The organism is Enterobacter cloacae complex sp. 309I3 (genome assembly GCF_050031595.1).
GTDB classification, from domain to species: Bacteria; Pseudomonadota; Gammaproteobacteria; order Enterobacterales; family Enterobacteriaceae; genus Enterobacter; species Enterobacter cloacae.
This window is the reverse complement of sequence record NZ_JBLGWI010000001.1, coordinates 1,232,829-1,256,489: the sequence shown is the minus strand read 5'-3', so window position 1 is coordinate 1,256,489 and position 23,661 is coordinate 1,232,829. Positions and strand designations below refer to the sequence as shown.

The 23,661-nt window shown below is 55.4% G+C and carries 21 protein-coding genes and 2 pseudogenes; 9 read left to right on the top strand and 14 right to left on the bottom strand.

Features of this window, described 5'->3' with window-relative positions; genetic code table 11:
• The first annotated feature begins 142 nt into the window (after positions 1 to 142).
• Positions 143 to 598 (top strand): hypothetical protein, encoded by a 456-nt coding sequence (locus ACQG22_RS05840; protein WP_369706352.1) that lies wholly within the window; start codon positions 143 to 145, stop codon positions 596 to 598.
• Positions 599 to 779: 181 nt separating this feature from the next.
• Here ACQG22_RS05840 and ACQG22_RS05835 read toward each other — a convergent pair whose 3' ends face one another.
• Complete coding sequence (locus ACQG22_RS05835; RefSeq protein WP_369706351.1) at positions 780 to 1,484, bottom strand: DUF4145 domain-containing protein; 705 nt, start codon at positions 1,482 to 1,484, stop codon at positions 780 to 782.
• Between the two features lie 458 nt (positions 1,485 to 1,942).
• On the opposite strand from ACQG22_RS05835, the gene ACQG22_RS05830 reads away from it, so the two are divergent.
• Both ACQG22_RS05830 and ACQG22_RS05825 read left to right on the top strand, forming a co-directional pair.
• Positions 1,943 to 2,254, top strand: coding sequence for a type II toxin-antitoxin system HigB family toxin (locus ACQG22_RS05830; RefSeq protein ID WP_369706350.1), 312 nt, complete (start codon positions 1,943 to 1,945; stop codon positions 2,252 to 2,254).
• A complete protein-coding gene (locus tag ACQG22_RS05825; protein ID WP_369706349.1) occupies positions 2,251 to 2,670 on the top strand; it encodes a helix-turn-helix domain-containing protein in 420 nt (139 codons plus the stop codon). Before ACQG22_RS05830 ends, ACQG22_RS05825 begins: the two co-directional genes overlap by 4 nt.
• Positions 2,671 to 2,738: 68 nt before the next feature.
• On the opposite strand, the gene ACQG22_RS05820 is transcribed toward ACQG22_RS05825, so the two are convergent.
• From ACQG22_RS05820 to ACQG22_RS05790, 7 genes and pseudogenes are all read right to left on the bottom strand, one after another.
• The gene (locus ACQG22_RS05820) at positions 2,739 to 3,116 is read right to left on the bottom strand and encodes a hypothetical protein (protein WP_369706348.1); all 378 of its coding nucleotides are present in this window, start codon (positions 3,114 to 3,116) and stop codon (positions 2,739 to 2,741) included.
• On the bottom strand, positions 3,103 to 3,318 hold the full coding sequence (locus tag ACQG22_RS05815) for a hypothetical protein (RefSeq protein WP_130626539.1): 216 nt from the start codon (positions 3,316 to 3,318) through the stop codon (positions 3,103 to 3,105). The genes ACQG22_RS05820 and ACQG22_RS05815 overlap by 14 nt, the downstream gene beginning before the upstream one ends.
• 55 nt (positions 3,319 to 3,373) lie before the next feature.
• On the bottom strand, positions 3,374 to 3,916 hold the full coding sequence (locus tag ACQG22_RS05810) for an SMI1/KNR4 family protein (protein WP_369706347.1): 543 nt from the start codon (positions 3,914 to 3,916) through the stop codon (positions 3,374 to 3,376).
• Positions 3,917 to 4,172: 256 nt separating this feature from the next.
• Positions 4,173 to 4,541, bottom strand: coding sequence for a hypothetical protein (locus ACQG22_RS05805; protein ID WP_095427340.1), 369 nt, complete (start codon positions 4,539 to 4,541; stop codon positions 4,173 to 4,175).
• Positions 4,541 to 8,731 carry an RHS repeat-associated core domain-containing protein gene (locus tag ACQG22_RS05800; RefSeq protein WP_369706346.1) on the bottom strand — a complete coding sequence of 1,397 codons (4,191 nt, stop codon included), beginning with the start codon at positions 8,729 to 8,731 and terminating at the stop codon, positions 4,541 to 4,543. Before ACQG22_RS05800 ends, ACQG22_RS05805 begins: the two co-directional genes overlap by 1 nt.
• Positions 8,732 to 8,748: 17 nt before the next feature.
• Positions 8,749 to 9,186, bottom strand: coding sequence for a DcrB-related protein (locus ACQG22_RS05795; protein ID WP_108453285.1), 438 nt, complete (start codon positions 9,184 to 9,186; stop codon positions 8,749 to 8,751).
• Between the two features lie 72 nt (positions 9,187 to 9,258).
• Positions 9,259 to 9,495 (bottom strand): annotated as a pseudogene (locus ACQG22_RS05790) (efflux transporter periplasmic adaptor subunit); the annotation flags it as partial.
• Between the two features lie 189 nt (positions 9,496 to 9,684).
• On the opposite strand from ACQG22_RS05790, the gene ACQG22_RS05785 reads away from it, so the two are divergent.
• The 4 genes and pseudogenes from ACQG22_RS05785 to ACQG22_RS05770 all read left to right on the top strand — a co-directional run.
• The gene (locus ACQG22_RS05785; RefSeq protein WP_102752028.1) at positions 9,685 to 10,155 is read left to right on the top strand and encodes a PAAR domain-containing protein; all 471 of its coding nucleotides are present in this window, start codon (positions 9,685 to 9,687) and stop codon (positions 10,153 to 10,155) included.
• Positions 10,155 to 11,546 (top strand): PAAR domain-containing protein, encoded by a 1,392-nt coding sequence (locus ACQG22_RS05780; RefSeq protein WP_102752029.1) that lies wholly within the window; start codon positions 10,155 to 10,157, stop codon positions 11,544 to 11,546. The genes ACQG22_RS05785 and ACQG22_RS05780 overlap by 1 nt, the downstream gene beginning before the upstream one ends.
• The gene (locus tag ACQG22_RS05775) at positions 11,547 to 11,939 is read left to right on the top strand and encodes a hypothetical protein (RefSeq protein ID WP_013097670.1); all 393 of its coding nucleotides are present in this window, start codon (positions 11,547 to 11,549) and stop codon (positions 11,937 to 11,939) included.
• Positions 11,940 to 11,996: 57 nt separating this feature from the next.
• A pseudogene (locus ACQG22_RS05770) lies at positions 11,997 to 12,218 on the top strand (helix-turn-helix domain-containing protein); the annotation flags it as partial.
• On the opposite strand, the gene ACQG22_RS05765 reads toward ACQG22_RS05770, so the two are convergent.
• Positions 12,215 to 13,105, bottom strand: a complete 891-nt coding sequence (locus ACQG22_RS05765) for an oxidoreductase (protein ID WP_102752030.1) — start codon at positions 13,103 to 13,105, stop codon at positions 12,215 to 12,217. The pseudogene ACQG22_RS05770 and the gene ACQG22_RS05765 sit on opposite strands and share 4 nt — an antisense overlap.
• Positions 13,106 to 13,210: 105 nt before the next feature.
• Between ACQG22_RS05765 and ACQG22_RS05760 the strand changes: the two genes are divergently transcribed.
• Positions 13,211 to 14,332: a YbdK family carboxylate-amine ligase gene (locus ACQG22_RS05760; RefSeq protein WP_023620415.1), complete on the top strand. Its 1,122-nt coding sequence runs from the start codon at positions 13,211 to 13,213 to the stop codon at positions 14,330 to 14,332.
• Here ACQG22_RS05760 and ACQG22_RS05755 read toward each other — a convergent pair.
• The 3 genes from ACQG22_RS05755 to ACQG22_RS05745 form a co-directional block, all read right to left on the bottom strand.
• On the bottom strand, positions 14,283 to 17,417 hold the full coding sequence (locus ACQG22_RS05755) for an efflux RND transporter permease subunit (RefSeq protein WP_369706345.1): 3,135 nt from the start codon (positions 17,415 to 17,417) through the stop codon (positions 14,283 to 14,285). The genes ACQG22_RS05760 and ACQG22_RS05755 overlap by 50 nt on opposite strands.
• 9 nt (positions 17,418 to 17,426) lie before the next feature.
• Positions 17,427 to 18,491, bottom strand: a complete 1,065-nt coding sequence (locus ACQG22_RS05750; protein ID WP_102752032.1) for an efflux RND transporter periplasmic adaptor subunit — start codon at positions 18,489 to 18,491, stop codon at positions 17,427 to 17,429.
• Positions 18,492 to 18,596: 105 nt separating this feature from the next.
• On the bottom strand, positions 18,597 to 21,305 hold the full coding sequence (locus ACQG22_RS05745) for a cation-transporting P-type ATPase (RefSeq protein ID WP_038418853.1): 2,709 nt from the start codon (positions 21,303 to 21,305) through the stop codon (positions 18,597 to 18,599).
• Positions 21,306 to 21,794: 489 nt separating this feature from the next.
• On the opposite strand from ACQG22_RS05745, the gene ACQG22_RS05740 reads away from it, so the two are divergent.
• Positions 21,795 to 22,043, top strand: a complete 249-nt coding sequence (locus tag ACQG22_RS05740; RefSeq protein ID WP_020689370.1) for a DUF1158 domain-containing protein — start codon at positions 21,795 to 21,797, stop codon at positions 22,041 to 22,043.
• Between the two features lie 47 nt (positions 22,044 to 22,090).
• Here ACQG22_RS05740 and ACQG22_RS05735 read toward each other — a convergent pair whose 3' ends face one another.
• Positions 22,091 to 22,432 (bottom strand): RamA family antibiotic efflux transcriptional regulator, encoded by a 342-nt coding sequence (locus ACQG22_RS05735; RefSeq protein ID WP_014830972.1) that lies wholly within the window; start codon positions 22,430 to 22,432, stop codon positions 22,091 to 22,093.
• 32 nt (positions 22,433 to 22,464) lie between these two features.
• Positions 22,465 to 23,568, bottom strand: a complete 1,104-nt coding sequence (locus ACQG22_RS05730) for an MBL fold metallo-hydrolase (protein WP_013097679.1) — start codon at positions 23,566 to 23,568, stop codon at positions 22,465 to 22,467.
• Between the last annotated feature and the right edge of the window lie 93 nt (positions 23,569 to 23,661).

The following is a 23,661-nucleotide window of genomic DNA, read 5'->3' as shown; positions in this document are numbered from 1 at the left end:
CAAGCAACCTTATGTAATTCAGGAGCATCCCTTCCTTTCCTTTTTTTGCCGCCGTAAAGTGCCTGCGTTGCGGCACATCCGCAACCGGGCGTAGGAACCCGTTAGCATGACATGACACTTTTTTGCACAACGAGGATGCTAAATGGCTACTACACCTAACTTTTCTTATGCACTCTCTGAAGAAAGCGCTGCTCATCAGCTCATCAATCTTCAGCCCGGCGATTCAGCAGATCTCTTCGAACTGGCTGACACCTGCGCCGCCTGTGTGAGCGTGCTAGTTGAAACTGACGATCCCGTGACGTTTTCCATACTTTGCGAGCGCTTGCTGGCGCTGCTTAAGCGTCTGCGGGATCGTTGCGATACGGAACTTCCCCCGCATCTGGTTGAACGACTCATCGCTGGGGAGAAGATCGTTTCCTGCGTGCCGGATTGCTGGCAGGAAACGGCGTTGCAGGTGGATTATGCGCTGGCCCTCACGCGGGCAGTCATGGGCGGCACGCTGCCTGCGAACGTGGCGAAAGACCTGACCGGACTGCTGCATGATATGGTCTGGCTGCTGGCGGAATTTGTGAAGGAGCCGTATATTTCGGCGCATTGAGGCGGGTGATGGGGGCCGAAATTCTGCTGGGTAAGAAGCAGGATTTCGGCCTTACGCAAAATGCAATGTTGTTTGTTGAATGTCTGTTAAGAGCGAAAAACGGAAATTGACGCTTTTGCGACCAAAAAACTGACGACTGAAACAGACGCTATTCATTCTTACCGTTTGATGTTGAGTAAAATCAGGCCTCTTTGTTTCTTCTTTCTTCACGCCTTGCCTTGGCTTCAGCAAGGCGCTGCGGTTCTGTGTATAGCCGTTCCAGGAATAAGTATGTGAACTCCTCAAGATCTTCTGCTGCAGCCTTATCTAGAATCCCTTCATGAGCACCATCATTCCCATCATCTTTGACACACTCAGCTAGTTCTCTGAGGGCTGCCGGAAGGCGTTTGTTATCAAATAACCACTCCATTCTCAGCCCCAAGCTTCTCTTTATTTTCGCTGCTGGACCACCATCGCCATCAGGGATTAGTCCTTTTGTTGCATAATCAAGACAAAGCCTAAACATTGTTCCAGCCGCATTGTAGCAACCAATTGCAAGGCATTTAGCCCCTTCTTCATAAGCACCATTAATTTCTGCCGGTAAAAAATCAGGTGGTTCACCGACGCTCAGATCCGCTGGCGAAATTGGTCTTAATACCTTAGCTACATCTTTTAGCCCGAACATGGCCATACCCCAATTTATCCTATGAAGCTCTTGATGTTTGTCTAAGCTAACCCCGAGGAAAACTGTTGTCTTGTGACATTCCCGGCAAACGCAATAAAATTCATATGCGGGAACATCTGGCTTTGCAAACTCTTTATAATTACCAAAATGATTAGCCCCATGGACATCGAATGTTATGTTTTGGGTAGCACACCTTGGACAGTTATCTACATATATTGCCATCTGTAAGTATTCCTTGCTCTAGTAAAAGAGTTCCACCATTGGTATTCGAACAACTTTTTTAGCTCTGTTATTAAACTTCAAATACTAATTAACCAGCTTGAACACTGACACACCTGCCCCGTTGAAGAGGACATAATGATTTTAGCAACGACGGCTTTTTAAAAAAAGCGGACGCTTCTTTCATATAGGCACATAAAGTATTGGTAGCAAAATTATCATCCACCACATTTTCTTTCAGCAAGCAATTTCTGAATACGTTACGCAAATCAAACAAATATCCCAAACCGAGCTCCCCCTAACACTTTAATCTCTAGCCACCACCATTTAAAGTTCTCGCACTCAATACACGAGTTCCATTGTCACGGTAATGTAGAATCTGCGATTTCATCGTAGTTTCCACATTGTCAACCAATCAACCATCACCTATAATGTTTCCAGTATGGAAACAAGGGGCAAGGATGCACGTAGTCTCAAGAGCACCTTTCGACGCAGCCACCAGACAATTTCCTAATCAAGCACTCGCCCTAGACGATCTTTACCGGGTACTAAAAAAGGAGCACTACCAGTCACCAGAAGACATGCGAAAGCGCTTCCCCAGTCTGGACAGGATGAAATACCGGGAAAAATGGTGGGTCATTGATGTGGGTGGCGGGCATTTAAGAGTGATGTTTTTTGCGGATTTTGAGCGTGGAAAGATCTTCATCAAACACATCAGCACTCATGCAGATTATGACAAGATCACGGACCTCTACCGGAGAACGAAAGAATGAATTATGCAGCAGCAATCAAAGCGGCAAACGATCTGACCAACGAGCTTCCTTTCCTGGGCTCAAGCCCGTCGCGACAAGATTACGAGGATGCTATGGCGCTAGTGGAGTATCTGGTTGAGCATGACCCCGATAGCCCGCTGGTAGAGATGCTCACCGCGAAAATCGATAAATACGAAAACGAGTCTCCGGAGTTTGCAGAATTTAATGCGCGTGTTGCCAGCATTCCGTCAGGCGTTGCGTTATTGCGAACGCTGATGGACCAGTACCATCTCACTCAGAGCGATTTCGAGAACGAGATAGGCAAGAAGTCTCTGGTGAGTCGGATCCTTAACGGACAGCGCACGTTAACGCTGGATCATATGCGCGCGCTGGCGAAGCGTTTTGGCGTGCCGGTAAGTGCATTTGTGGGGAATTGATGAGGATGATTTTTTTATATTTAGAAAAAAGTGACGCAGCCAAGCTGGCCATGTCGCGGCTAAAATTTCTATGATAATTCTAGAGGCACGTCACTGCCTTCAAACACTTCCCACAAACACTTTCCAAGCGATTTAGAGTCTTTTGCTGCAGGAATGACCACATGATATTCCCTGATACCAATCATTTTTACGGCATCTTCATTAAGCACGATCACAAGTTTGTCTTCAATGAGCTGAACAGAACGAATAGAGTCTGTTAACTCATATTCCGTTGACTCACTCTGGAAACCAATGCATTCGTTAACGGATAATTCATCTTCGTCGAATCGTCCGATAATGATAAAGTTTTTTGGATCATGACTGTCATCCCCTATTCCAATGGTGAGAACATCATTTTCTTCAGCGCAGATAATACACGTTGCAACAAGATTTTTAATTATACTCATCAGTTGTCCTTATCATGAATCGTTTCACTCCTGACAGATTTTTACCGAAAGCCTGAAATTCATTAATATAGTTAGTATCGTATGAACAGCCAAAAATGGCATCCACAGAAATATTTTTAATAATGCTCTTTTTAAAAGACAAATTATATATTTCCAGTATAGCGAAGCGGCTGTTGCTGCTGTGATATGCTGCACCAGCCACACCCACCTTACAGCAATAGATGGGCTTCGCCAGGATCACCGCAAGTACACTTTTATTAAAAATCAAGATCGACTTTAACTACCCCTGATGCATCTATTTTATCATTCTGAGCAGTAAGCATATCAACAAACTCATCGAAGGAGTTTGCTATTTTCGTCAGCCCGGAGGTCACTACTGAATGATTGAATATTGGATCAGACTCGTGATCCCAAAACCAAATCTCTCCCGACATACCTCCCTTGAGGCAAAGACAGATTTGATTATCACCAGACGAGGCTCCTATCGGTAACCATTGATCGCGAAAATCATTCCGGTATGTATCAGCCATTTCAAAAACAGTATATTCTTTACCCGATTCTGCAAGGCCGTACAAAGACTCAAGCGTATCGTTTCCTTGCTCATCAGACCATGGAGATGGTTGTAACGCCTTGAAAACAATATTTACATCAAAAAGAACAGAAACGCCAAAATGAAGTAAATAGGCACGATAACTTTCAGGAATTGGCCCTGTTGATGTTTGTAATGTATTTAAACTCTTTTTCAGTTCATCTAATGGTAATGATGCCGGCTTCGCTCCAAAACGCTCTATTTTTTTCAACAATGTCCTTTACTCCTCATATTTGGTGCGTAGTCAACATGTGGCATACCACTATGAAGCTCTCGGAAATAGAATTATAACATTAGGATTCAAATGAAGCATTTTATCGCTGGCATCAATTAAATGGTGATCCTGAGCGAGAAAATCATAAAGATAAGAAATTGTTAAGTAGATGAAAAATATTCACACTTCGCCTACTTAAATAGAACTCAGTAATAAACCAGCCGGGAAAATACACCTTTTCCCGGCTCGTCATTTATTGTGGGAACTTTCCACCTTTATACGAAGACCATAGATAACTGATGGCCCAGTTATTATCCTTTCCAACAACAACGCTTTTAGCAATTAATTCAAAATCATCTGATATGCGTGATGATATTTCAGAATTATTTATTACTCTGAATGATAGCTTAAATGCTTTTTCTCGCACGGAATTGATATGTTCAATATCATCAGCATCAAAACTTTCATTTTTAAATGAGTTAAACTCTTTCATCCATGCATCATCGAATTCTGGCTCATCTCTAGAATCCAAGGCGCTGTCTGCATCTAATGTTTTGAGAAAATCAAAAACTGATGCAGAGGACAAAAATTTTTCAACTTCAGCTAACTTATTATTACTCATTACATTAACCCTTGTTCTTTTAGCCAGGCCTCTATTAAATCAACGGCTTTAACTGGCGTCACATTAGTACCTAACGAATAGGTTCCGTTTGGAGACTTAACATCAACTTTGATATCATCTAATTTGGAATACGCTCTCCTGTAAGCATCAAATAACTCTTTATCTGAACCAGGAAAATCACCTTGTCTTGGCCCTATTGTATCTCTTTCCGCATCATGTAATCGCCAATGATCATGTTCTGGGTTTTCTCCCCTAGGGAATAATGTAGGACGAGTTTTATCTGATCTAGAAATTTCAAATGGCCGCCCTTTTGATTTGCGGACAGCAGGTACATGATGACCAGACTCGCTAACGCCCATGCACTTCATTAAGCCTAACGGATCTATCCATTTGAGAGGGTTTGGAGCATATTGGTAGAGATTTAATCCCCCCGCTAGCCCAATCGGATCCTGCACAATAAACCGCCCGACCTGCGGGTCGTAGTAGCGGAACAGGTTATAGTGCAGTCCCGTTTCACCGTCAGCGTACTGCCCGGCATAGCGAAGCGGTTGATGCGCCATCGCTGTGCGATTCACAACCCGTGAGAACCCTTCGCTCTGATGGAGTATCTCGCCAAAGCTGCCGTACTGGCCGCTCCAGCGTACCGCACCACGCTCGTCGGTCACTTCCAGCGGCGCGCCGTTCAGGTCGGTGTTGAACCAGTAAATCTCACCGCTGCTCTGGTCACGGAGATGATCCACCCGCGCCAGCGGGCTCCAGGCTTCATTCGGGTCATAAATATACGTACTGCACAGCCCGGTTTGCTGCTGCTCCTGCAACAGGCGGTAGCCCTGCCACAGGAAGCGCGTTTCGGTGGTGCCGTGCGCGGTGGTGACGATTTTGCGGGTACGGCGGCCCAGCGCGTCGTAGTGATAGCGCGCCTCAAACCGCCCTTCCGGCCCGGTTCCGCGGGCGGATACCAGCCGGTTCTCGGCGTCATACGCATAATGCTGTTCATACAGTCCGTTGCGGCGGCTGACCAGGTTGCCCCAGTGGTCGTATTTCATAAACAGCGCCTGCCAGTGCTGCAGGCGGTTATCCGTGACCGGTACCGCATCGTCATTGGCGGCGAGGTTATCCGCGGCGTCATAGCTGAACTGCGCGCGACTGTGCCCCTGTCGGGCCTCGTAGTGCTTCAGCAGACGCCCTTCGGCGTCGTAGCCGTAATCCACCTCACCGCGCAGGGTGTCGCTGACACCAGAAAGCTCACCGCGCGCGGTGTAGCGATACAGGCGTTCCAGTATCGCCTGCTCCGGCAGGGTCACCTCCGTACTCAGCTCACTGCGCTGCAGGGTACGTCTGCCAAGGCTGTCATATTGGCGGAACTGCTCGCGCGCGCCCTGGGTGCGGCGAATTTCCCTGTGCATGCGGTCGCGGGTGAACTCGGTCACCAGCTGCTGCCCGAAGCGGATGGCGCTGACATGGCCGGAGCCATAGTGCAGCCAGGCCAGCTTTTGCTCGCCGGGCAGCGTCAGGCCGGTCAGGTTGCTCAGGGCATCCCATTCATAGCCCACTGCGCCGTTAATGCCGGATTCGCTCAGCACGCGCCCGGCGGCATCGTGGCGGTAAGCAATCTCATCGCTTTCGATACCCAGCGCAACGCCTTCGGCTGTTGGCGTGCAGCGGATGCGGGTGATCTGGCCGCTCAGGTCACGGACGTAGCGGTACTCCGCGTGGCGCTGAGTGCGCCCGATCAGCAGCCCGCTGTCGTCATAGCTGAACTGCAGGACGCGACGGGCGATGCCGCCGTCGGCGGCAGGTCGGCCGTTTTCTTCGAGCGCGCAGAGGAACCCTCGCGCATCCCATTCCATATGGCGCACGGTCTCGTCCGGGCGCGTTTCGCTGAGCGGGCGGCCCACGGCGTCATAGGTGAAGCGGTATTCCGCCCCGTTGCCGTTATCGAGTCGCAGCAGGTTACCGCGCGGGTCGTAGCGCCACTGGCGCACGCGGCCAATACGATCGGTGAGGCTGACCGGGAGACCGAGCGCGTTATAGGCCCAGCTTACCTCGCTTTCCAGCGGGTCGCGCCAGCCCGTGAGCTGGCCGCGTTCGTTCCACACCAGCGACTCGCGGCTGCCGTCCGGATGGATCACGGCACTCAGCAGCCCGGCGTTGTTCCACTCCCGACGCGTGATATTCCCTTCCGCATCCTCGCTGGCAATCAGCTGCCCGAAACGGTCGTAACTGAAACGGGTCACGCTGCCGGAGCAATCGGTGCGCTGTGTCAGCAGCCCCTGGATGTTCCAGACCAGACGTACCACGCCGCCGAGGGCATCAGTGATGCTCTCCGGCAGGTTCTCTTCCTCATCGGGATAGTGATACGCGGTGGCGTTACCGGCCGGATCCGTTTCCGACAGCAGACGACCGCGAAGGTCGTACATGGCCTGCGATGAAGTACCGTCCGGGTAGACCGTCCGGGTGATGCGGTCGGTCAGACGATACCAGTAATATTCTGTGCGACGGCCTGCCGGGTCCGTCTCACTGGTCATGCGGCCATACTTATCCCAGGTACTGCAGCGCATTGCACCGCCGGGCAGAATGACATCACTGAGCTCGCCGTCGCGGTAGACAAACGTCGTCTGGCGGCCGTCGTAATCCGTGAAGCGCGCGACGTTGTCGTCGTCGTCAATCAGCCAGTGCGCCTGCGCACCATCATCACGATTGGCGCGACGGATGCCGTTTTCAAAATCGTATTCAAACGTCAGCTGTTCGCCGCCGCTGTGGCGGAAACCGACCACGCGCGGCAGACCATCAATCTCCCGCCAGCGGTATTCGCTCAGCAGGCCATTGGCGTCCTCGTGGGCGCTCATCAGCCCGTCCTGCCAGCGGAAGCGTCGGCGCACGCTACCGCCCCGGCCGGTCACGCAGACCAGCTGGCGCTGTTCATCATAAGCGTAACTGACCAGGCAAATCTCGTCATCCAGCCAGGCGCTGGCGAGCCTGCCACGGTCGTAGCGGCAGACCACGCGCTGGCCCGCGCTGTCGGTCAGGGCATGCAGGGTATTATCCGCATTCCACTCGAAGAGAATATCGTTGCCGCAGGGTTCTGAGATACGCTGAAGCAGTGACGGTGCGTCATCTTTCAGCGCTGCGTAGTGCCAGCGCTCGCCACTGACGTCATACACCGACCAGCTGTCGTCATGGTGATGTTCAAGCCAGTTTTTTTCGCTCTCGCAGTAGGTGCGCATCCCTTTCGGCACGTTCGGGAAGGCAGCGTAATCGCCGGACGGCGCACGCCACACCAGCCCGTCCTGATAGGGCTCCAGGCGGCTTTCCCAGAACAGGCTCCAGCCGCGGCCCAGCACGCTGTCGCCGGGGTTGCCGCTGCGCCAGTAGCGCTGCCAGCGCACCGGCAGGCGTGACGGCAGAACGAAATCGAGTTCATCATCCCCGCTGAGAAACTTCTGTCCGCTGACGATATCCACCGGACGGGCGATGATCCCCGCGGCCGCTACGCCGGTCATCAGCGTGCCAGCGCGGCAGGCGATACGGGCCAGCTTATTGATCCCAGGGATTTTGCCCAGCAGCTTAGAGAGCGCCCCGACTTTGCCGGCCGCACCGCCCCAGCCGCCGAGAAGCCCGGCGAACAGCAGGGTAAGATCGGAGACTTTATAGAGCCACTCGGGCACTTCAGACTGAATGGGCAGGGTTTGCTGGGGATCGCCGCCGATAAAGACGTTGTCCGAGCCGGTCATCACCTTCGCGTCGCAGGTGGTGCGATCCCCGATGCGGGACGCAGGCTGGCTGTTAATGGAGACACGCTTAGAGCCTTCGGCCATCTGCTGCGAGCCGTCGTCCGAGCACTTCACCGCGCTGTCCGTCGCGATGGCGGCGGGTTTGCTGTTGATAAACACATTGGGCGAGCCGGAGGTGATGACGCCTTTCTTCGTCATACTGGATGCCCCGGCATCGGCGATACTGTCCCGGGCGGCGGTCGCCAGCTCCCCGGTGTAATACCCCACGGCCAGGCTTGCGCCGACGAGCAGCACACCCACGCCAAGGCAGGATGCGCCGAGACCGGCAATAAACATCGCCCCCGCCAGAATGCCCCCGGCGGCGGCAATCAGACCACCGACAATCGTTCCGGCAATCATCCCGGCCAGCGCACCGGAGTGGCCGATATCATCACCAACGCGTGCAGCTTCAAACATAACGACTATCCCTGGTGTTAATGGTGGAAGCGAAAGCTCCTGAGAAGATCGCCGAACAGCGCGCAGTCCGTATCGCCCAGCGTACGGGTGCAGGTCATGGTGAACACCAGAATGTTATCGCCCTCGGCATTAAACACGGCCTGCTGCTGCCAGATGCGTTTCCCGTCGCGCAGATAGCTGGCGTGGACAATTTCACCCTGCAAAAGGCCGTCGCCGAGCGTTGCGGCACTGCGTTCACCCTGCTTCCAGCCCTTGAGATGTTTTTCCATCAGGGCGAGCTGGCGATCGATATACGCGGCAAGCGCTTCGCCGGAGTTGAGGGTATCACGGGAGATGTTGAATGCTGGCGCATCCGCTGCAGGCGGCGCGAAGACATTGACGGTACGATCCTGATAGCCCTCAGGAAAAGCGATCATTCCTTCATTAAACAGGCACTGCGAAGATGATTCTGACATTGAGCGGGTCCCACCACATTTTTTCAGAAGCGGTAAGTTTCGCATATGTGTTTAAGGCTGACTATCCCCAGATTATTGTCCCACCGCCACGCTCGCCGACAGGCCCGCCACCAGCTCAACCCCCTTCGGTAAGGTGTCGATATGAATGCGCACCGGTACGCGCTGCGCCAGCCGCACCCAGCTGAAGGTGGGCTCCACGTCGGGCAGACCCAGCCCGCCGGTCTCGTCGTTGTTATCGCCAATCCCATGACCGATGCTCTCCACGTGCCCCGTGAGTACAGGGTCATAACCCATCAGCGGCAAGTGCGCCATGATAATTGGCCGCCGCGACGACGCTTAACGTCAGCGTATAGCGAGCCAGTAAAGAGAGCAGTGATTTCATGACTATAACCTTCTCTTACGAAACGTAGTTTCACTTAGATTTAATACTTGTTGTGCATGTGGTCATTGTTTGTAAAATGACCGCAGGGATTATTTCCATATAAAGTAGAGGGATTTATGCAGCAATACACCAACGAGATCACGCCTGAAATCCGAGAATCCTCCTCACAGGAACACTACGACGAAGATTTTTTAGCAAGCTGTGACAGCAAGACACGTGAAGAGCTTGAGGATTTTAATAAACAAGTTAGTCACCCATTAGCCTCCATTTTCCGATTCGCTGTAGTGGGAAGCATCACCCGCAACAGGGGAGTGATCCGCAATGCTTCGGCAGGCAGTCCAACTGGTGGGTATAAGATGGCGCGGGTTGGAGATAGAGTTGTTTACGCTGACGGCAGTGAAGCCACTATTATTTCCGGTGCAGGTGTAGCGCGTTTAATGCAAGGCGCATCTGCGGCACTGGTTGGCAGTATGCTCGATAACGGAGAAGAAATAATCTCAACACCACAGTCCAGCGGCAGACTGGTATTTCGTGAAGGTGATACATTCCCGAAAGGATTCTTAACCATGCCAGGGAGTAAGCACTGATGGGCGTTAAGGGGTACTTTTTATTCAGGGGCGATAAGACAGTATGCGGCGGTAGGATTATTGAAGGATGGAGTGATCATCAGTTTTTCGGTAAAGACATGTCCTGTGAAGGTCATCAAGTGACCTGTGGTAAATATCCAGGTCGTTACCGTATCTGTGGCGGGCTTGATACCGACTATATACATGGTAAAAGGATCGCCGGAACGCTGCACAGCTATAGCTCCTGCCCCTGCAAATCGAAATTCGTTCCTTCAAACTTTGACGATGGTTACGAACTTGGTGGAGAAGAAACAGTAACACACACTGATCTGTCTCACCCCGTAGGGATTCCTGTACTCCCAGAACCGATTGAATCAGAACCGGAACAACACGCCCAGACAGCGAAGAAGAAAACAGGCATAGACGCTGGTTTTGCCGTTCTCCCCTATGGCGGCACTACAGAAGCCTGGCAACGTCTGCTATTCACCGAAAACCCGCCAGCGGGAGCAAAGGAACTATTCGCTACGCTGAACGGCCCCGATGAAAAATACAAAGCTGGTTCGATTATGCTTCTGGTTGATCCTGAAAAGCAGGACGAGGAACAGATTGCCCACATGAAAGCCGCGAAAGCGAGGGTTGATGCAGCGTTAGAACCACTGACTATCCATGAAGCAAACTTTCTTCATAAGAACAAAGACACCATTGATCTGTTTACTTCACGTGCCAGTACGACAGCCGGGGTTGCTTCAGATGCTGCTGGTAAATACTTTGAGAAGATCGAAAATGTTTTGACCAGGATTCAGCAAGCGTACAAAAATCAGTACATTACCAGTGGATCACTGATCAGCGAACAGTTCTATGTGCAGAGGCGGCAGCTATTCGGTGAACTTGATAGCATTCTCACTGATTTCACCCGTCACAAACTCGCCTTGCAAGACTACCCGGACATCAAGCGAGCATTAGGACTATCGACCAGTTCTATCACTCACCGCTGGAATCAAACGGGGGTTGCTGACATTGAAGGCTACGCCACCTTCATGGAGAACGCAGCAAAATACGTGAAGATGATGAAAGCAGTTGGCTATGTCGGTATTGCTCTCGATGGCGCTAACAGGCTGGACAAAGTTTATGAAGCCTGCACCGTTGGGAGCGATTGTGAAAAAGCGGCATTTACTCAGGTCGGCGGATTCAGTGTTGGTACTGCTGCGGGTATTTACACATCCTCAGCAGTGTATAGTGGAGCCACTGCGGCATGTGCGGTAGTGCTCGGCGCGTTAACTGTAGAAGTCGGAGCCGTTGGCGCGTTAGCATGTGGCGTAATAGTTTCTGGAGCCGTTGGGTATGGTGTCGGTGAAGTTGGCAGCAACGTTGGGGAGTTTGCAGGAGAGAAAATTTATGAGGTTGTTAAATAAATGTTCACTCTATCTGATTTGATTATCTGCGGATTCGCAGGGTTAAGCCTCTGCTGTGGTATCGCGGTCGCGTTCCTCTCATTTCTCAACAAAAAGCGCTTCTCCGCGATCTGCACGCTGTATAAAGAAAAGTTTGGTTCTCTCCCTGCCGGATCGATTATCTTCGATAATGCCGATTCTATAGGGTTTAGCTCAGGTTATGCAGCGAAGATCAACTTTATCGTGAACCCTTTGATCTTTGGTAAAAGCTCAGTTGACAGTACAAATGATGATGTTGCATTCATCAAAGACTTGCCACCTCACCTCAAAAACTGGTTTATCGTCGAGTATGCTTTCTCCGCTTTAGGATTGGTATCAATCGTTATCGCCGGAGCAGTGTTATATTTTCGATAGCATCCCTTTAAGCAAAAATACAGGAAAAAATTGATTTTAAATATATTTTTTTTATTTGCGCGCCTGATGCAGCGCGAGACCGGGCTGAGCTTTGGGCGATGGCGGCAGCAGCTGCACCTGATTATCGCCCTGCAGGAGCTGGCGAGCGGTGCCCCGGTGCAGAATGTGGCAACAAAACTCGGGTATGAATCCGTGAATGCGTTTATCACCATGTTTCGCAAAGCGATGGGCACCACGCCCGCGCACTACTTTGCCGAACGGAAAAACAGCGGCCGTTAGCCCGGCCCCTCGCTCCCCGCCGCCAGCAGCGGCACTATCACATCGCTGATGGGCACCGGAATACCGTGCGCACGGCCATAGCGCTGGATCACGCCGTTGCGGATATCACACTCCAGTGGGCGGTTGGCCTGACGGTCGGCAAGGATCGAGGTGCCTAAATCGGCCGGGGCGCGCTGGAAGTTCGCCAGGATCTCCTGCGCAACGTCATCATTGAGCGCTGCCCCCTCGGCACGGGCGACAGCAAGGCCTTCGCGCAGATACGCCAGCCCCAGCGCGCTGATATCCTCGCGCGAAAACATCCCGGCACGACGATTGGCCAGCACCATTAACCCGGCCACCGCGTTTTGCAGCAGCTTGCGCCAGGCGACAGTGGCGAAATCAGCCGACAGCTCAACCGCACAGCGTGTGCCCTGCAACGCGTCTACCACCCGTTTTGCCTGCGGAACGTCCGGCAGCGTCAGGCGCGGTTTGGCACGCAACCAGACCGACGCATCCGGCTCACGCTGCGCCGGGAACCAGACCACCGACGGCAGCACCGTTGCGCCATTAACCCACGGCTCCAATTGGGCTTTCTGCTCCACGCCGTTTTGCAGGGCGCAGACCACCGTGTTTTCATCGCACAGGGCGCGCAGCCACCCGGCGCTGTCGGCGTTCTGAGTCGTTTTCACCGCCACAAAAACCAGATCGGCGGGACGCGTGACGACAGACGGGTCGGTTAATACCGGACCCGGCACGACCGTTTCACCTTCGTCGTCGCGCAGACGCAGTTCAGGATGTGCGGTGCGTCCGCACAACTGCGGCGTGCGGCCAGCGTCATGTAGCACCGCGGCGATAGTGGTACCAATTGCACCAGGACCAATCAGCGCAATCACTGGATTGTCAGACATGGTTAACTCCCCTTTTCGCTAAGCCTGCTAACAGTTATACCACTGTAAAAAGTGAGCGCCACGTCGTTGTCTATACTCAACACACGACAGACAACGGAGTACGCCATGCCTTTACCCGATTTCAAATCCTCTGAACCCTATACCCTTGGCATCGAACTCGAGCTGCAGGTGGTTAACCCACCGGGATACGATCTGAGCCAGGACTCTTCCGCGCTTATCGCCGCCGTTAAAGACGACATCAAAGGCGGTGAAGTTAAACACGATATCACCGAAAGCATGCTTGAGATTGCCACCGGTGTGTGCCAGAACATCGATCAGGCGGCGGCACAGTTCTCCATGATGCAGCAGAGCATTTTGCGGGCGGCGGCGGAGCATCATATTCAGATCTGCGGCGGCGGGACGCATCCGTTCCAGAAGTGGCAGCGGCAGGAGGTGTGCGATGACGAGCGCTACAACATCACGCTGGAGCGCTTTGGCTATCTGATTTTACAGGCGACGGTGTTTGGCCAGCACGTGCATGTCGGGTGCCGGACCGGCGATGACGCGATTTATCTGCTGCATGGCCTGTCACGCTTTGTCCCGCACTTTATCGCCCTGGCCGCCGCATCACCCTACATGCAGGGCACGGACACGAAGTTTGCCTCCTCGCGACTCAATATCTTTTCCGGGTTCCCGGATAACGGGCAGATGCCGTGGGTCAACAACTGGCAGGAGTTCGAGGGGCTGTTTCGCCGCCTGAGCTCAACCAGCATGATCGACAGCATTAAAGATCTGCACTGGGACATCCGCCCCAGCCCACATTTTGGCACCGTTGAGGTGCGGGTGATGGATACGCCGCTGACGCTCGGCCATGCGATCAATATCGCCGGGCTGATCCAGGCGACATCCCACTGGCTGCTGACCACCCGGCCGTATAAGCATCAGGAGAGGGATTTTCTGCTGTATCGCTTTAACCGTTTTCAGGCGTGTCGCTACGGGCTTGAGGGCATACTGACGGACGTGCATACCGGCGAGCATAAGACGGTGGCGGAAGATCTTGCCTGGCTGCTGGAGCAGGTTGCGCCATCGGCCGAGAAACTCGGCGCGACGAGCGCGATTAAGGAACTTGCCCTGCTGTTAAAGCAGGGCAAGAGCGAGGCGCAGCGCATGCGGGACTTTATCGCCGACGGCGGCTCGCTTATTTCTCTGGTTCAGAAGCACTGCGAGCTGTGGGCGACGAGTCCGTAAGGCCGTGCCCCCACTCGCGCAGGCGCTGGAACAGCACAAACAGTGCGGGGATGAACAGGATCCCCACCACGGTCGCCACCAGCATACCGCTGAATACCGTAGTACCAATGATGCGACGGCTTTGGGCACCCGCCCCGGTCGCCAGCATCATTGGCAGGACGCCAATAATGAACGATACCGCCGTCATCATTACCGCACGGAAGCGGCGTGATGCCCCCTCGCGAGCCGCATCGACAATTGCTATCCCCTCCATGCGCCGCGCGCGGGCAAACTCGACGATAAGGATCGCGTTCTTGGCAGCAAGGGCTATCAGCAACACCAGGCCAATCTGCACATACACGTCGTTGGCGTAGCCGGCTATCCACAGCCAGACCAGCGCCCCGCCGATGGCGAACAGCACCGAAAGCATTACGCTCGCCGGAAGCGTCCAGCTCTCGTACTGGGCGACGAGGAACAGCCACGCCATCACCACCGCCGCCAGCACGATCCAGATTGCCTGATTGCCGGTCTGCTGCTCCTGGTACGACATGCCGCTCCAGGCGTAGTCGTACCCGGCGGGCAGGCTCTGCGCCAGAATGTCGCCCATCGCCGCCATCGCAGTGCTGCTGCTCACCCCTTCCGCCGCGGAACCGCTCACCGACACCGATGGAAACTGGTTGTACTGCTGCAGGAACGGCGCGCCAACGGTGGGCGTGATGGTCACGAGATTACTCAGGCGCACCCGCTCGCCGTTGTTGCTGCGCACAAACAGCTCGCTGATTTGCCCGGCGCGCTCGCGCCACTGCATCTCATTTTGCATCACCACGTGGTAGACGCGGTTGTTGACGCTAAAATCGCCGGCACGCGTGCCGCCAAATGCGGTTTGCAGGCTGCTGAAGATGCGTGACACCGGTACGTCGAGACGCGCCGCGCGCTCGCGGTCAACGGTCAGCGTCAGCTGCGGCACGTTGCTGCTCCAGGTGGTGAATACGCGGCTCAGCTGCGGATGCTGGTTGGCTTTTACCAGCACCTCGCGGGTGATGCGCTCCAGCTCCGCCGGGCTCTGCCCCGCCTGCGCCTGAATACGCAGGTCGAAGCCGGAAGCATTGCCCAGCCCCGGCAGCGTCGGCGGGGCAAAGGTCATGATGGTTGCTTCCGGCAGCGTCAGCAGCTGGCGCTGAAGGGTACCCATCACTTCATCCAGCGGCGGACGCTCGCTCCAGTCCTTCAGCATGATGGAGATAAACCCGCCGTTGGAGGCGCTGGTGCCGTTGAGGATGTTAAACCCGGAGACCTGAATCACGTCTTCCACCGCCGGATGTTTAGCAATTAATTCGCGTGCCGTAGCCATCACCGCCTCGGTGCGCTCCAGCGAGGCCGCTTCCGGCAACTGAACGCTGGCGAAGAAGTAGCCCTGATCTTCCTGCGGCAGGAAACCTTTAGGCATCGACATAAAGCTGAACACCACCACAGCCGCTGCACCAGCGGTGGCCAGCAGTGCCAGCCACGGACGAAGGGTGAATATACTCACCATGCGGGAGTAGAGGCTACGCGTGGCCTCCAGCCCCCGGTTGAAGCCGCGGAAAATCGCCGCGGGCTGCGCCGGACGCGGACGCAGCAGCAGCGCACACAGCGCGGGTGTCAGCGTCAGCGCCACCAGGCTTGAGAGCGTTACGGCGGTGGAGAGCGTGACCGCAAACTGGCGGTACAGCTCGCCGACAATCCCCGGCAGCAGCGCCACCGGCACGAATACCGCCAGCAGCACCAGCGTCGTCGCGATCACCGGCCCGGCAATCTGGCGCAGCGCCAGCGCTGTCGCCGCCGTCCGGCTCTGCCCTTCCGCCATCAGCGTTTCGACGCTCTCCACCACCACGATGGCGTCATCCACCACCATGGTCAGCGCCAGAATAATGGCGAATAGGCTGAGCGTGTTGGCGGAATAGCCAAGCGTGTAAAGCACCGCAAAGGTGCCCACCAGCGACACCGGAATGGCAAGGGCGACAATCAGCGTGGCGCGCCAGCTCTGCAGGAACAGGGAGACGACCACCACCACCGCCAGCATCGTCAGCGCCAGAGAGACGCCAATCTCTTTAATGGTGGCAGCCACGAAGGTGGTGGTGTCGAATTTCACCTCATAAACCAGGTCGTCCGGGAAGCGCGTCGAGAGACGCTCCAGCTCTGCACGCACCGCCCCGGCGACGCGCAGGGCGTTAGCAGACGGAGTGGGATAAATGCCGAGGTAGGCGGAGTCATGCCCGTTCAACTGCGCGCCGGAGCTGTAGCTGCGCGAGCCAAGTTCGATGGTGGCAACGTCCTGCAGGCGCACCAGTTGCCCCATCTCGCCCGCGCGGATGATGATGTTGGCAAACTCTTCTGCCTGGTTTAAGCGCCCCAGCCCGTTGATGGTCAGGGTCTGCTGCTGGCCGTTAAAGACCGGTGGTGTACCGACCTGGCCTGCCGCGCCCTGCACGTTCTGCTCACGCAGCGCCTGCGCCACGTCGTCGGTGGTGACGTTGAGCGCGTTCATGCGATCGGGCCGCAGCCAGATACGCATGCTGTAGTCGCGCGCGCCAAACATCTGCACCTGCCCGACGCCGGGCAAACGGGACAGCGCCTCGCGCACCTGAGTGCTGGCGTAGTTGCTGACAAACAGCGGCGTGTGGGTGTTTTCCGGTGAGTAAAGACTTACCCCCATCATCAGGTTGGTGGCGCGCTTGCGCACCTGCACGCCGTTTTGCTGTGCCTCGGCCGGTAGCTGTGCCGTGGCCTGCGACACGCGGTTTTGCACGTCGATGGCGGCCAGATCCGGGTCTGTCCCGGCAGCAAACGTGATGTTCAGACTGTAAGTGCCTTCATCCGAACTGGTGGACTCCATATACAGCATGTGGTCCACGCCGTTAAGCTGGGTCTCCAGCGGCGTGGCGATGGCCTCGGCCACGTCAGCCGCGCTGGCCCCCGGCCATGACGCTGACACATTCACGACCGGCGGCGTGATCTGCGGATACTGCTCCACCGGGATCAGCTTCAGCGCGATAGCCCCCAACAGGGTAATGACCAGCGCAATCACCATCGCAAAGCGCGGGCGTTTGATGAAAAACGTCAGCATGATGGCTCCTTAATTCAGTATCTGGACGGCAGCGCCGGGCTGAACACGCTGCACGCCGTCAGCGATCGCTCGCTCACCAGGCTGTACGCCAGAGGCGATCTGGAACTGCTGCCCGATCTGTCCGGCGACCGTCAGCGGACGTTTTTCCGCCCTGCCGTCGGCGTTTACCACCCAGGCGAAGAAACCGCCGTCATTCTGCTGTACGGCAGCGGCGGGCAGCGTCATAACCGGCGTTGCGCTGGCGGGCCGCAGAAAAACATTCACATTGCCGCCGGGCAGCAGCTGATGGCGTGGATTGGCGAATTCGGCGCGCAGCATCACGCTGGCGGTGCGCGGGTCGATGCGGTTGTCCACCGACGTCAGCTCGCCGACGATACGCTGACCGTTGTTGTCAATTAATGCCTGCCAGGCCTGCTTCATGGCGCGGAGATCGGTATGCTTGCCGACTTTAGCGGCAAAGGCGCCCTCTTCCAGCGCAAAAGCGATGCGGATCGGATCCAGCTGCACCACATCCACCAGTACACCGCTTGCGGGGTTGACCAGGCTGCCGACGTGGAAGTTGCTGTGCCCCACGCGCCCGGCAATCGGTGACGTGATGCACGTGTACCCCAGCGTCACGTTGCGGGTTTCCAGCCGGGCTTTCGCCTGCTCCAGCGCGGCGCGGGCGACATCGCGCTGCATACGGGCGTTATCCACATCGTGGCGGCTGATGGCGTTGTTGTTGCCCAGGCTTTCAAAACGGGAGAGCTGCTGCTGCGCCTGCCGCAGCGTGGCTTCGGCGCTTGTCACCTCGGCCTGAGCCAGACGCACGGCAGCACGTGGCTCGGCATCATCCAGTTCGAACAGCACGTCGCCTTTTTTCACATATTGCCCGTCGCGGAAGTTGATTTTGGTTATCACGCCTTCCGTACGTGCTCGCAACTCAACGGTGTGAATCGCCTCGATGCGGCCCGGGATCTGGCGCTCAGCAGCGTGGGTAGTTTGTTCCACGGTGGCAACGCGAACAGGAATGGCGGCGGCAAAGGCAGGTGGCAGGGTGAAGGTAAGCAGTGCGAACAGGAGTGGGAATTTCATGGGAGTACCTCAGGGTTGTTGCCCTCACCCCGGCCCTCTCCCACCGGGAGAGGGAGGTCAGGGTCCCCTCTCCCTGTGGGAGAGGGTTAGGGTGAGGGCAAAAGGTTATGCAGCCTTACGGAACCTGCGGGTGAGTCGCTTCTCGATTTCGACGACGAAGAACATCACGCCCGCTACCGCAAGCGTTACGAACCAGTAGCGCAGCGGCAGCGCTTCCGTCCCGAACAGCATCTGCATAAACGGCAGGTAGATGATGGCCGCCTGAAGCAGGAACAGCACGCCGGTAACCAGCCAGATCCCTTTGTTTGCCAGCAGGCCACGGTTCAGGGAGAACCCTTCGGTGTTGCGGCAGTTGATCATGTACACCCACTGGGCGCAGACAAGCATCTGCAGCAGCACGGTGCGGATGAACTCCGCGCTGTGACCGCGCGGGGCCAGCAGGGCTTCCAGCGCAAAGGCGGCGATGGCAATCATGGTGCCCACAAAGGCCACGCGCCACACGGCATACGCGTCCATCACATGCTGCCCGGTCTGACGCGGCGGACGGCGCATGATGTTGCGCTCGGCGGCTTCAAACGCCAGGCCGAAGGAGAGCGTGGCGGAGGTTGCCATGTTCATCCACAGAATCAGTACCGGCGTGAGCGGAATGATGTTCCCCGCCAGCAGCGCAATCACAATCAGCAGCCCCTGCGCCAGGTTAGTTGGCATGATGAACAGAATAGTTTTCTTCAGGTTGTCGTAGACACGACGCCCCTCTTTTACCGCGCTGGCAATGGTGGCGAAGTTATCGTCCGTCAGGACCATGTCCGCCGCCTCTTTGGTCACTTCCGTGCCTTTGATGCCCATCGCAATACCCACGTCCGCCTGACGCAGCGCCGGGGCATCGTTCACGCCGTCGCCAGTCATGCCGACGATCTCGCCTTTGTCCTGCAGCGCTTTCACCAGGCGCAGCTTATGCTCCGGGCTGGTACGGGCGAAGATGTCATACTTCACCGCCGCGTCCGCCAGCTCGGTGTCATCCATCTTCTCCAGCTGGTAGCCGGTCACCGCCTGCTCGCTGTTGGTGATCCCCAGCATCTGGCCAATGCTCATTGCCGTCTGCGGGTGATCGCCGGTGATCATCTTCACGCGGATCCCCGCCTGCTGGCAGGCGTTAATGGCGTCAATGGCTTCCGGGCGCGGTGGATCCATCATCCCGGCGATACCGAGGAAGATCAGACCGTGGCTGAGATCGTCATGCGTCAGCGCCTGCTCGCCGTTTGCCGGTTTGAACGCTGCGGCCACCATACGCAGCCCCTGGCGCGCATAGCGCTCCATCTCGCTTTCCCAGTACGCGCGGTCAAACGCCTGCGCACCGTTGCGGGTCTGCTGCTGTGCGCAGAGGGCGAAAATCACATCCGGCGCGCCGGTGATCAGGATCTGCTCCTCACTGCCAATCTGGTAGTGGGTGCTCATGTACTTGTACTGCGAGTCGAACGGGATTTTGTTAATCAACGTGGTCATCACCGGCGCGAGGTGGGCTTTCGCCGCCAGCACCTTCAGCGCGCCTTCGGTCGGCCCACCGGTGATGCCCCACAGGCCGCGCTCGTCCTGAATCAGCTGGCTGTCATTGCACAGGTCGATGGTGCGCAGGTACTGCTCCAGCACGGTGTCCGGCTGGATCTGCATCGGCTCGTCGCTGCCTTCCAGGTAAATGTTACCCACCGGCTCGTAGCTGTTGCCGTCCACGCGGTAGCAGGCGTCAGCGGTGATGATGGCCTTCACCGTCATTTCGTTCATGGTCAGGGTGCCGGTTTTATCCGAGCAGACCACGGTCATCGCCCCCAGGGTTTCAACCGTTGGCAGCTTGCGGATAATCGCCCGCTTGCGCGCCATCGCCTGCACACCCAGAGAGAGGATAATGGAGATAATCGCCGGCAGACCTTCCGGTACGGACGCCACCGCCAGGCTAATCAGCGAGAGCAGCAGCTCGCCCATTGGGATCTCGCGGAACACCAGGCTGAAGATAAACAGCGCCGCCATCATCGCCAGAATAATGGCGAAGATAGCCTTGCCCAGCTTGTCCATCTGTACCAGCAGCGGCGTGCGGTGTTTTTCAATCCCGTCCATCATCTGGTTGATGTGGCCAAGCTCGGTCTCCTGCCCGGTGGCAATCACCACGCCGATCCCCCCACCCGCGCTCACGGTGGTGCCCGAGAAGACCAGGTTAGTGCGATCGCCCAGCGGCAGTTCACCGGTCAGCGGGTTGGTGTGTTTATCTACCACCGTTGATTCGCCGGTGAGAATCGCCTCTTCCACGCGTAAATTATGTGCTTCGATTAAGCGCATATCTGCGGGAATACGATCCCCCGCCCGTAAAACAATAATATCCCCCGGAACTATTTCAGTTGTGGGTATTGTTTCATGGTTGCCATCGCGAATAACGCGCGCCTCGCTGGAGAGCATATTACGAATACTCTTCAATGATTTTTCCGCGTTGCTTTCCTGAATATGACCAATTAACGCATTGATCACCGCCACGCCTAAAATAACCAGCGTATCGACCCAGTGGCCCATTATTGCCGTTAATACGGCTGCGGCCAGCAGGACATAAATCAGAACATCATTAAAATGGGCTAAAAAACGCAGCCAGGCGGGTTTACCTTTTTTCTCCGGCAGCGCATTCGGGCCATGTTTTTGCAAACGCGCCTGCGCCTCTGCACGCTCCAGACCCCTGGCCTGGCTCTGGGTGTGCGCAAGCACCTGCTCTACGGTCTGCTGGTATGCCAGCCCGCCGGAAGGCGGCACGTTCGGGGACAATTTTTTTTCGGTCATCGTATTTTTCCTTCAATATCCGGTGAACTGAAGCCTGAATTCCTTTCGGGCTAAAATAAATTCATTTTAAAGTCTTGCGAGTAAAATTGATCTACCGCAATATAATGACTTCTCGGTTATTCAAAACTGCATAAAACTATTTCGATGAGCCAATTTTTACAAAATATTTCTAAACCAACTTTAAACGAGGAGGAACCATGTTTGGTATTTATCGCGGACGCCGTCTGGCGTTATACATTATCGCAGCCATTGTTATTGCAACGTTAATTGGATATAGCACCTATTCCTTTGTAAAATTATTTTCGTAATCCAGACATTAATTGACATAACGCGATATTGTCTTAATCGCGCGTGAGGATTTATTTTTATTTTACGAATAAGAAGCTGATAAGCGGTGATTATTTCAGTGAAACCGGGTGGGTGGGTTTATATTGCTTTACGTTCCGGGATGCCGGACAATGACATTTTTAACTGACGATTAACATTACGATGAAACACCCGTTAGAATCGCTGCTCACTGCGGGCGGCATTTTATTGCTGGCCCTGCTTTCGTGCCTGCTGCTACCGGCACCCTCTCTCGGGCTGGTGCTGGCGCAGAAGCTGGTTCAGACCTTCCACATGGTCGACCTTAACCAGCTCTACACCATTCTGTTCTGCGTGTGGTTCTTACTGCTCGGCGCCATCGAATTCTTCGTGCTGCGTTTCGTCTGGCGCCGCTGGTTTTCTCTGACGTCGTAAGCGTGATGCAGGCCCGGTCAGGCGAAACCGCCACCGGGCAAAACAGATCAGTGTGCCCTGCTGTGGTTCTCTTTACGATACGCCCCAGGCGGCTGGTTGAACGTGCGGGTGAAGATGCGGGTGAAGGTCTGCTGCGAGTCAAACCCGTAACGCAGGCAGATGTCGTACACCCGGGCGTCTGATTCGCGCAGATCCCGCGCCGCCAGCAGCAGCTTGCGTTCACGGATATAGCGCCCCAGACTCTCCCCTTTGTATTGCATAAACAGCCGCTGCAGGTGCCATTTCGAGTAACCCGCATGGCGGGCAATCTCTTCGATACGTAATGGCTGGTGCAGGTTATCGTCGATCCACTCGACGATAGTGTCGATGACTTGAGCGGAAATGGTCATACTGCTCTCCCCTTCAGCTTCCTGATTGATCATTATTCCCACCACTCACGAAATGTTTGCGTGGGATCACTCACCCGGACAGGCTCGCCCAGCGCGGGTGTCAACAGCCGATAATTTTTGTCCTTGCTGGCTTTTGCCAGTTGGATCAGCGGATCGTTCCAGGTATGTTTCGCCAGCACGAAGCGCCCGTTATGTCCCGGCACCACGGCTTTCGCGTTCAGATCCACCGAGGCCTGCGCCGTCTCTTCCGGCAGCATATGGATGTACTTCCAGTCCTGGTCGTACTGACCGTTTTCCATAATGGCTAAATCCACTTCGCCAAACTGCTCGCCGATGGCCTTAAAATGCGGCCCGTAACCTGAATCGCCGCTGTAATAAATCTTCTGTTCGGGCGTAACGAACATAAAACTGCCCCACAGGGTTTGATTGCGCTTGATGCCGCGCCCGGAGAAGTGACGCGCGGGCAGTACATGTACCGTCAGCGCCTCGCTGATGCGCACCGACTGGTTCCAGTCGCGCTCTTCAATAATCTCCGGCTTCATTCCCCAGTAACGCAGGTGCGATCCCACGCCCAGCGGAGTGACCACGCGTTTCACCTTCGGCAGCAGCGCCGTGATGGTGGCGTAATCCAGGTGATCGTAGTGATCGTGCGAAATGATCAGCAGGTCGATCTCCGGCATGCTGCTCGCCTGCCAGGGATATTCCCCGGCGAAGGCTTTGTTGAGGAATGAAAACGGTGCGGCGTAATTTCCAAGAACGGGGTCGATAAGGATCCGTTTCCCCGCAAGCTGCATATACCAGGAGGAGTGACCGAGCCACACCAGCGTCTCCTGCTCCCGCGGCAGGCTTGCGAGATCGGTTTTCACCAGCGGCAGTGGCTGTGCAGGACGGGCGTTTTCGGTCTTTTTGGTCAGGAACTCCCACATCGCCACCAGCATATTTTTGTCGCCGTTATAGCCTGGCGTGGGCAACGTATTGTGGAATTTGCCGTCGCGATACTGCGGCGAGGCCTCCACTTCCGTGAGCTGCGCACCCTGCGGTGGCTGGCCAAATCCGGCATTCAGAACAAACGGTAAACTCGCGGCTGAAGCAATAATCATGACAAACACCACGCAGATGAAGAGGGACTTTTTCATATCCTGACCCGAAAACGCGCCCCATCCGATGGTTTGCGCGGGCTGAACTTGATTATGAGTGAGTAAGCACTCATTATAGATATGATGATAAAG

Bases quoted from the DNA above. Each gene is read 5' to 3' on its own strand.
- ACQG22_RS05840 (WP_369706352.1), top strand. From the start codon at position 143: ATGGCTACTACACCTAACTTTTCTTATGCACTCTCTGAAGAAAGCGCT.
- ACQG22_RS05835 (WP_369706351.1), bottom strand. From the start codon at position 1,484: ATGGCAATATATGTAGATAACTGTCCAAGGTGTGCTACCCAAAACATA.
- ACQG22_RS05830 (WP_369706350.1), top strand. From the start codon at position 1,943: ATGCACGTAGTCTCAAGAGCACCTTTCGACGCAGCCACCAGACAATTT.
- ACQG22_RS05825 (WP_369706349.1), top strand. From the start codon at position 2,251: ATGAATTATGCAGCAGCAATCAAAGCGGCAAACGATCTGACCAACGAG.
- ACQG22_RS05820 (WP_369706348.1), bottom strand. From the start codon at position 3,116: ATGAGTATAATTAAAAATCTTGTTGCAACGTGTATTATCTGCGCTGAA.
- ACQG22_RS05805 (WP_095427340.1), bottom strand. From the start codon at position 4,541: ATGAGTAATAATAAGTTAGCTGAAGTTGAAAAATTTTTGTCCTCTGCA.
- ACQG22_RS05800 (WP_369706346.1), bottom strand. From the start codon at position 8,731: ATGTTTGAAGCTGCACGCGTTGGTGATGATATCGGCCACTCCGGTGCG.
- ACQG22_RS05795 (WP_108453285.1), bottom strand. From the start codon at position 9,186: ATGTCAGAATCATCTTCGCAGTGCCTGTTTAATGAAGGAATGATCGCT.
- ACQG22_RS05785 (WP_102752028.1), top strand. From the start codon at position 9,685: ATGCAGCAATACACCAACGAGATCACGCCTGAAATCCGAGAATCCTCC.
- ACQG22_RS05780 (WP_102752029.1), top strand. From the start codon at position 10,155: ATGGGCGTTAAGGGGTACTTTTTATTCAGGGGCGATAAGACAGTATGC.
- ACQG22_RS05775 (WP_013097670.1), top strand. From the start codon at position 11,547: ATGTTCACTCTATCTGATTTGATTATCTGCGGATTCGCAGGGTTAAGC.
- ACQG22_RS05765 (WP_102752030.1), bottom strand. From the start codon at position 13,105: ATGTCTGACAATCCAGTGATTGCGCTGATTGGTCCTGGTGCAATTGGT.
- ACQG22_RS05760 (WP_023620415.1), top strand. From the start codon at position 13,211: ATGCCTTTACCCGATTTCAAATCCTCTGAACCCTATACCCTTGGCATC.
- ACQG22_RS05755 (WP_369706345.1), bottom strand. From the start codon at position 17,417: ATGCTGACGTTTTTCATCAAACGCCCGCGCTTTGCGATGGTGATTGCG.
- ACQG22_RS05750 (WP_102752032.1), bottom strand. From the start codon at position 18,491: ATGAAATTCCCACTCCTGTTCGCACTGCTTACCTTCACCCTGCCACCT.
- ACQG22_RS05745 (WP_038418853.1), bottom strand. From the start codon at position 21,305: ATGACCGAAAAAAAATTGTCCCCGAACGTGCCGCCTTCCGGCGGGCTG.
- ACQG22_RS05740 (WP_020689370.1), top strand. From the start codon at position 21,795: ATGAAACACCCGTTAGAATCGCTGCTCACTGCGGGCGGCATTTTATTG.
- ACQG22_RS05735 (WP_014830972.1), bottom strand. From the start codon at position 22,432: ATGACCATTTCCGCTCAAGTCATCGACACTATCGTCGAGTGGATCGAC.
- ACQG22_RS05730 (WP_013097679.1), bottom strand. From the start codon at position 23,568: ATGAAAAAGTCCCTCTTCATCTGCGTGGTGTTTGTCATGATTATTGCT.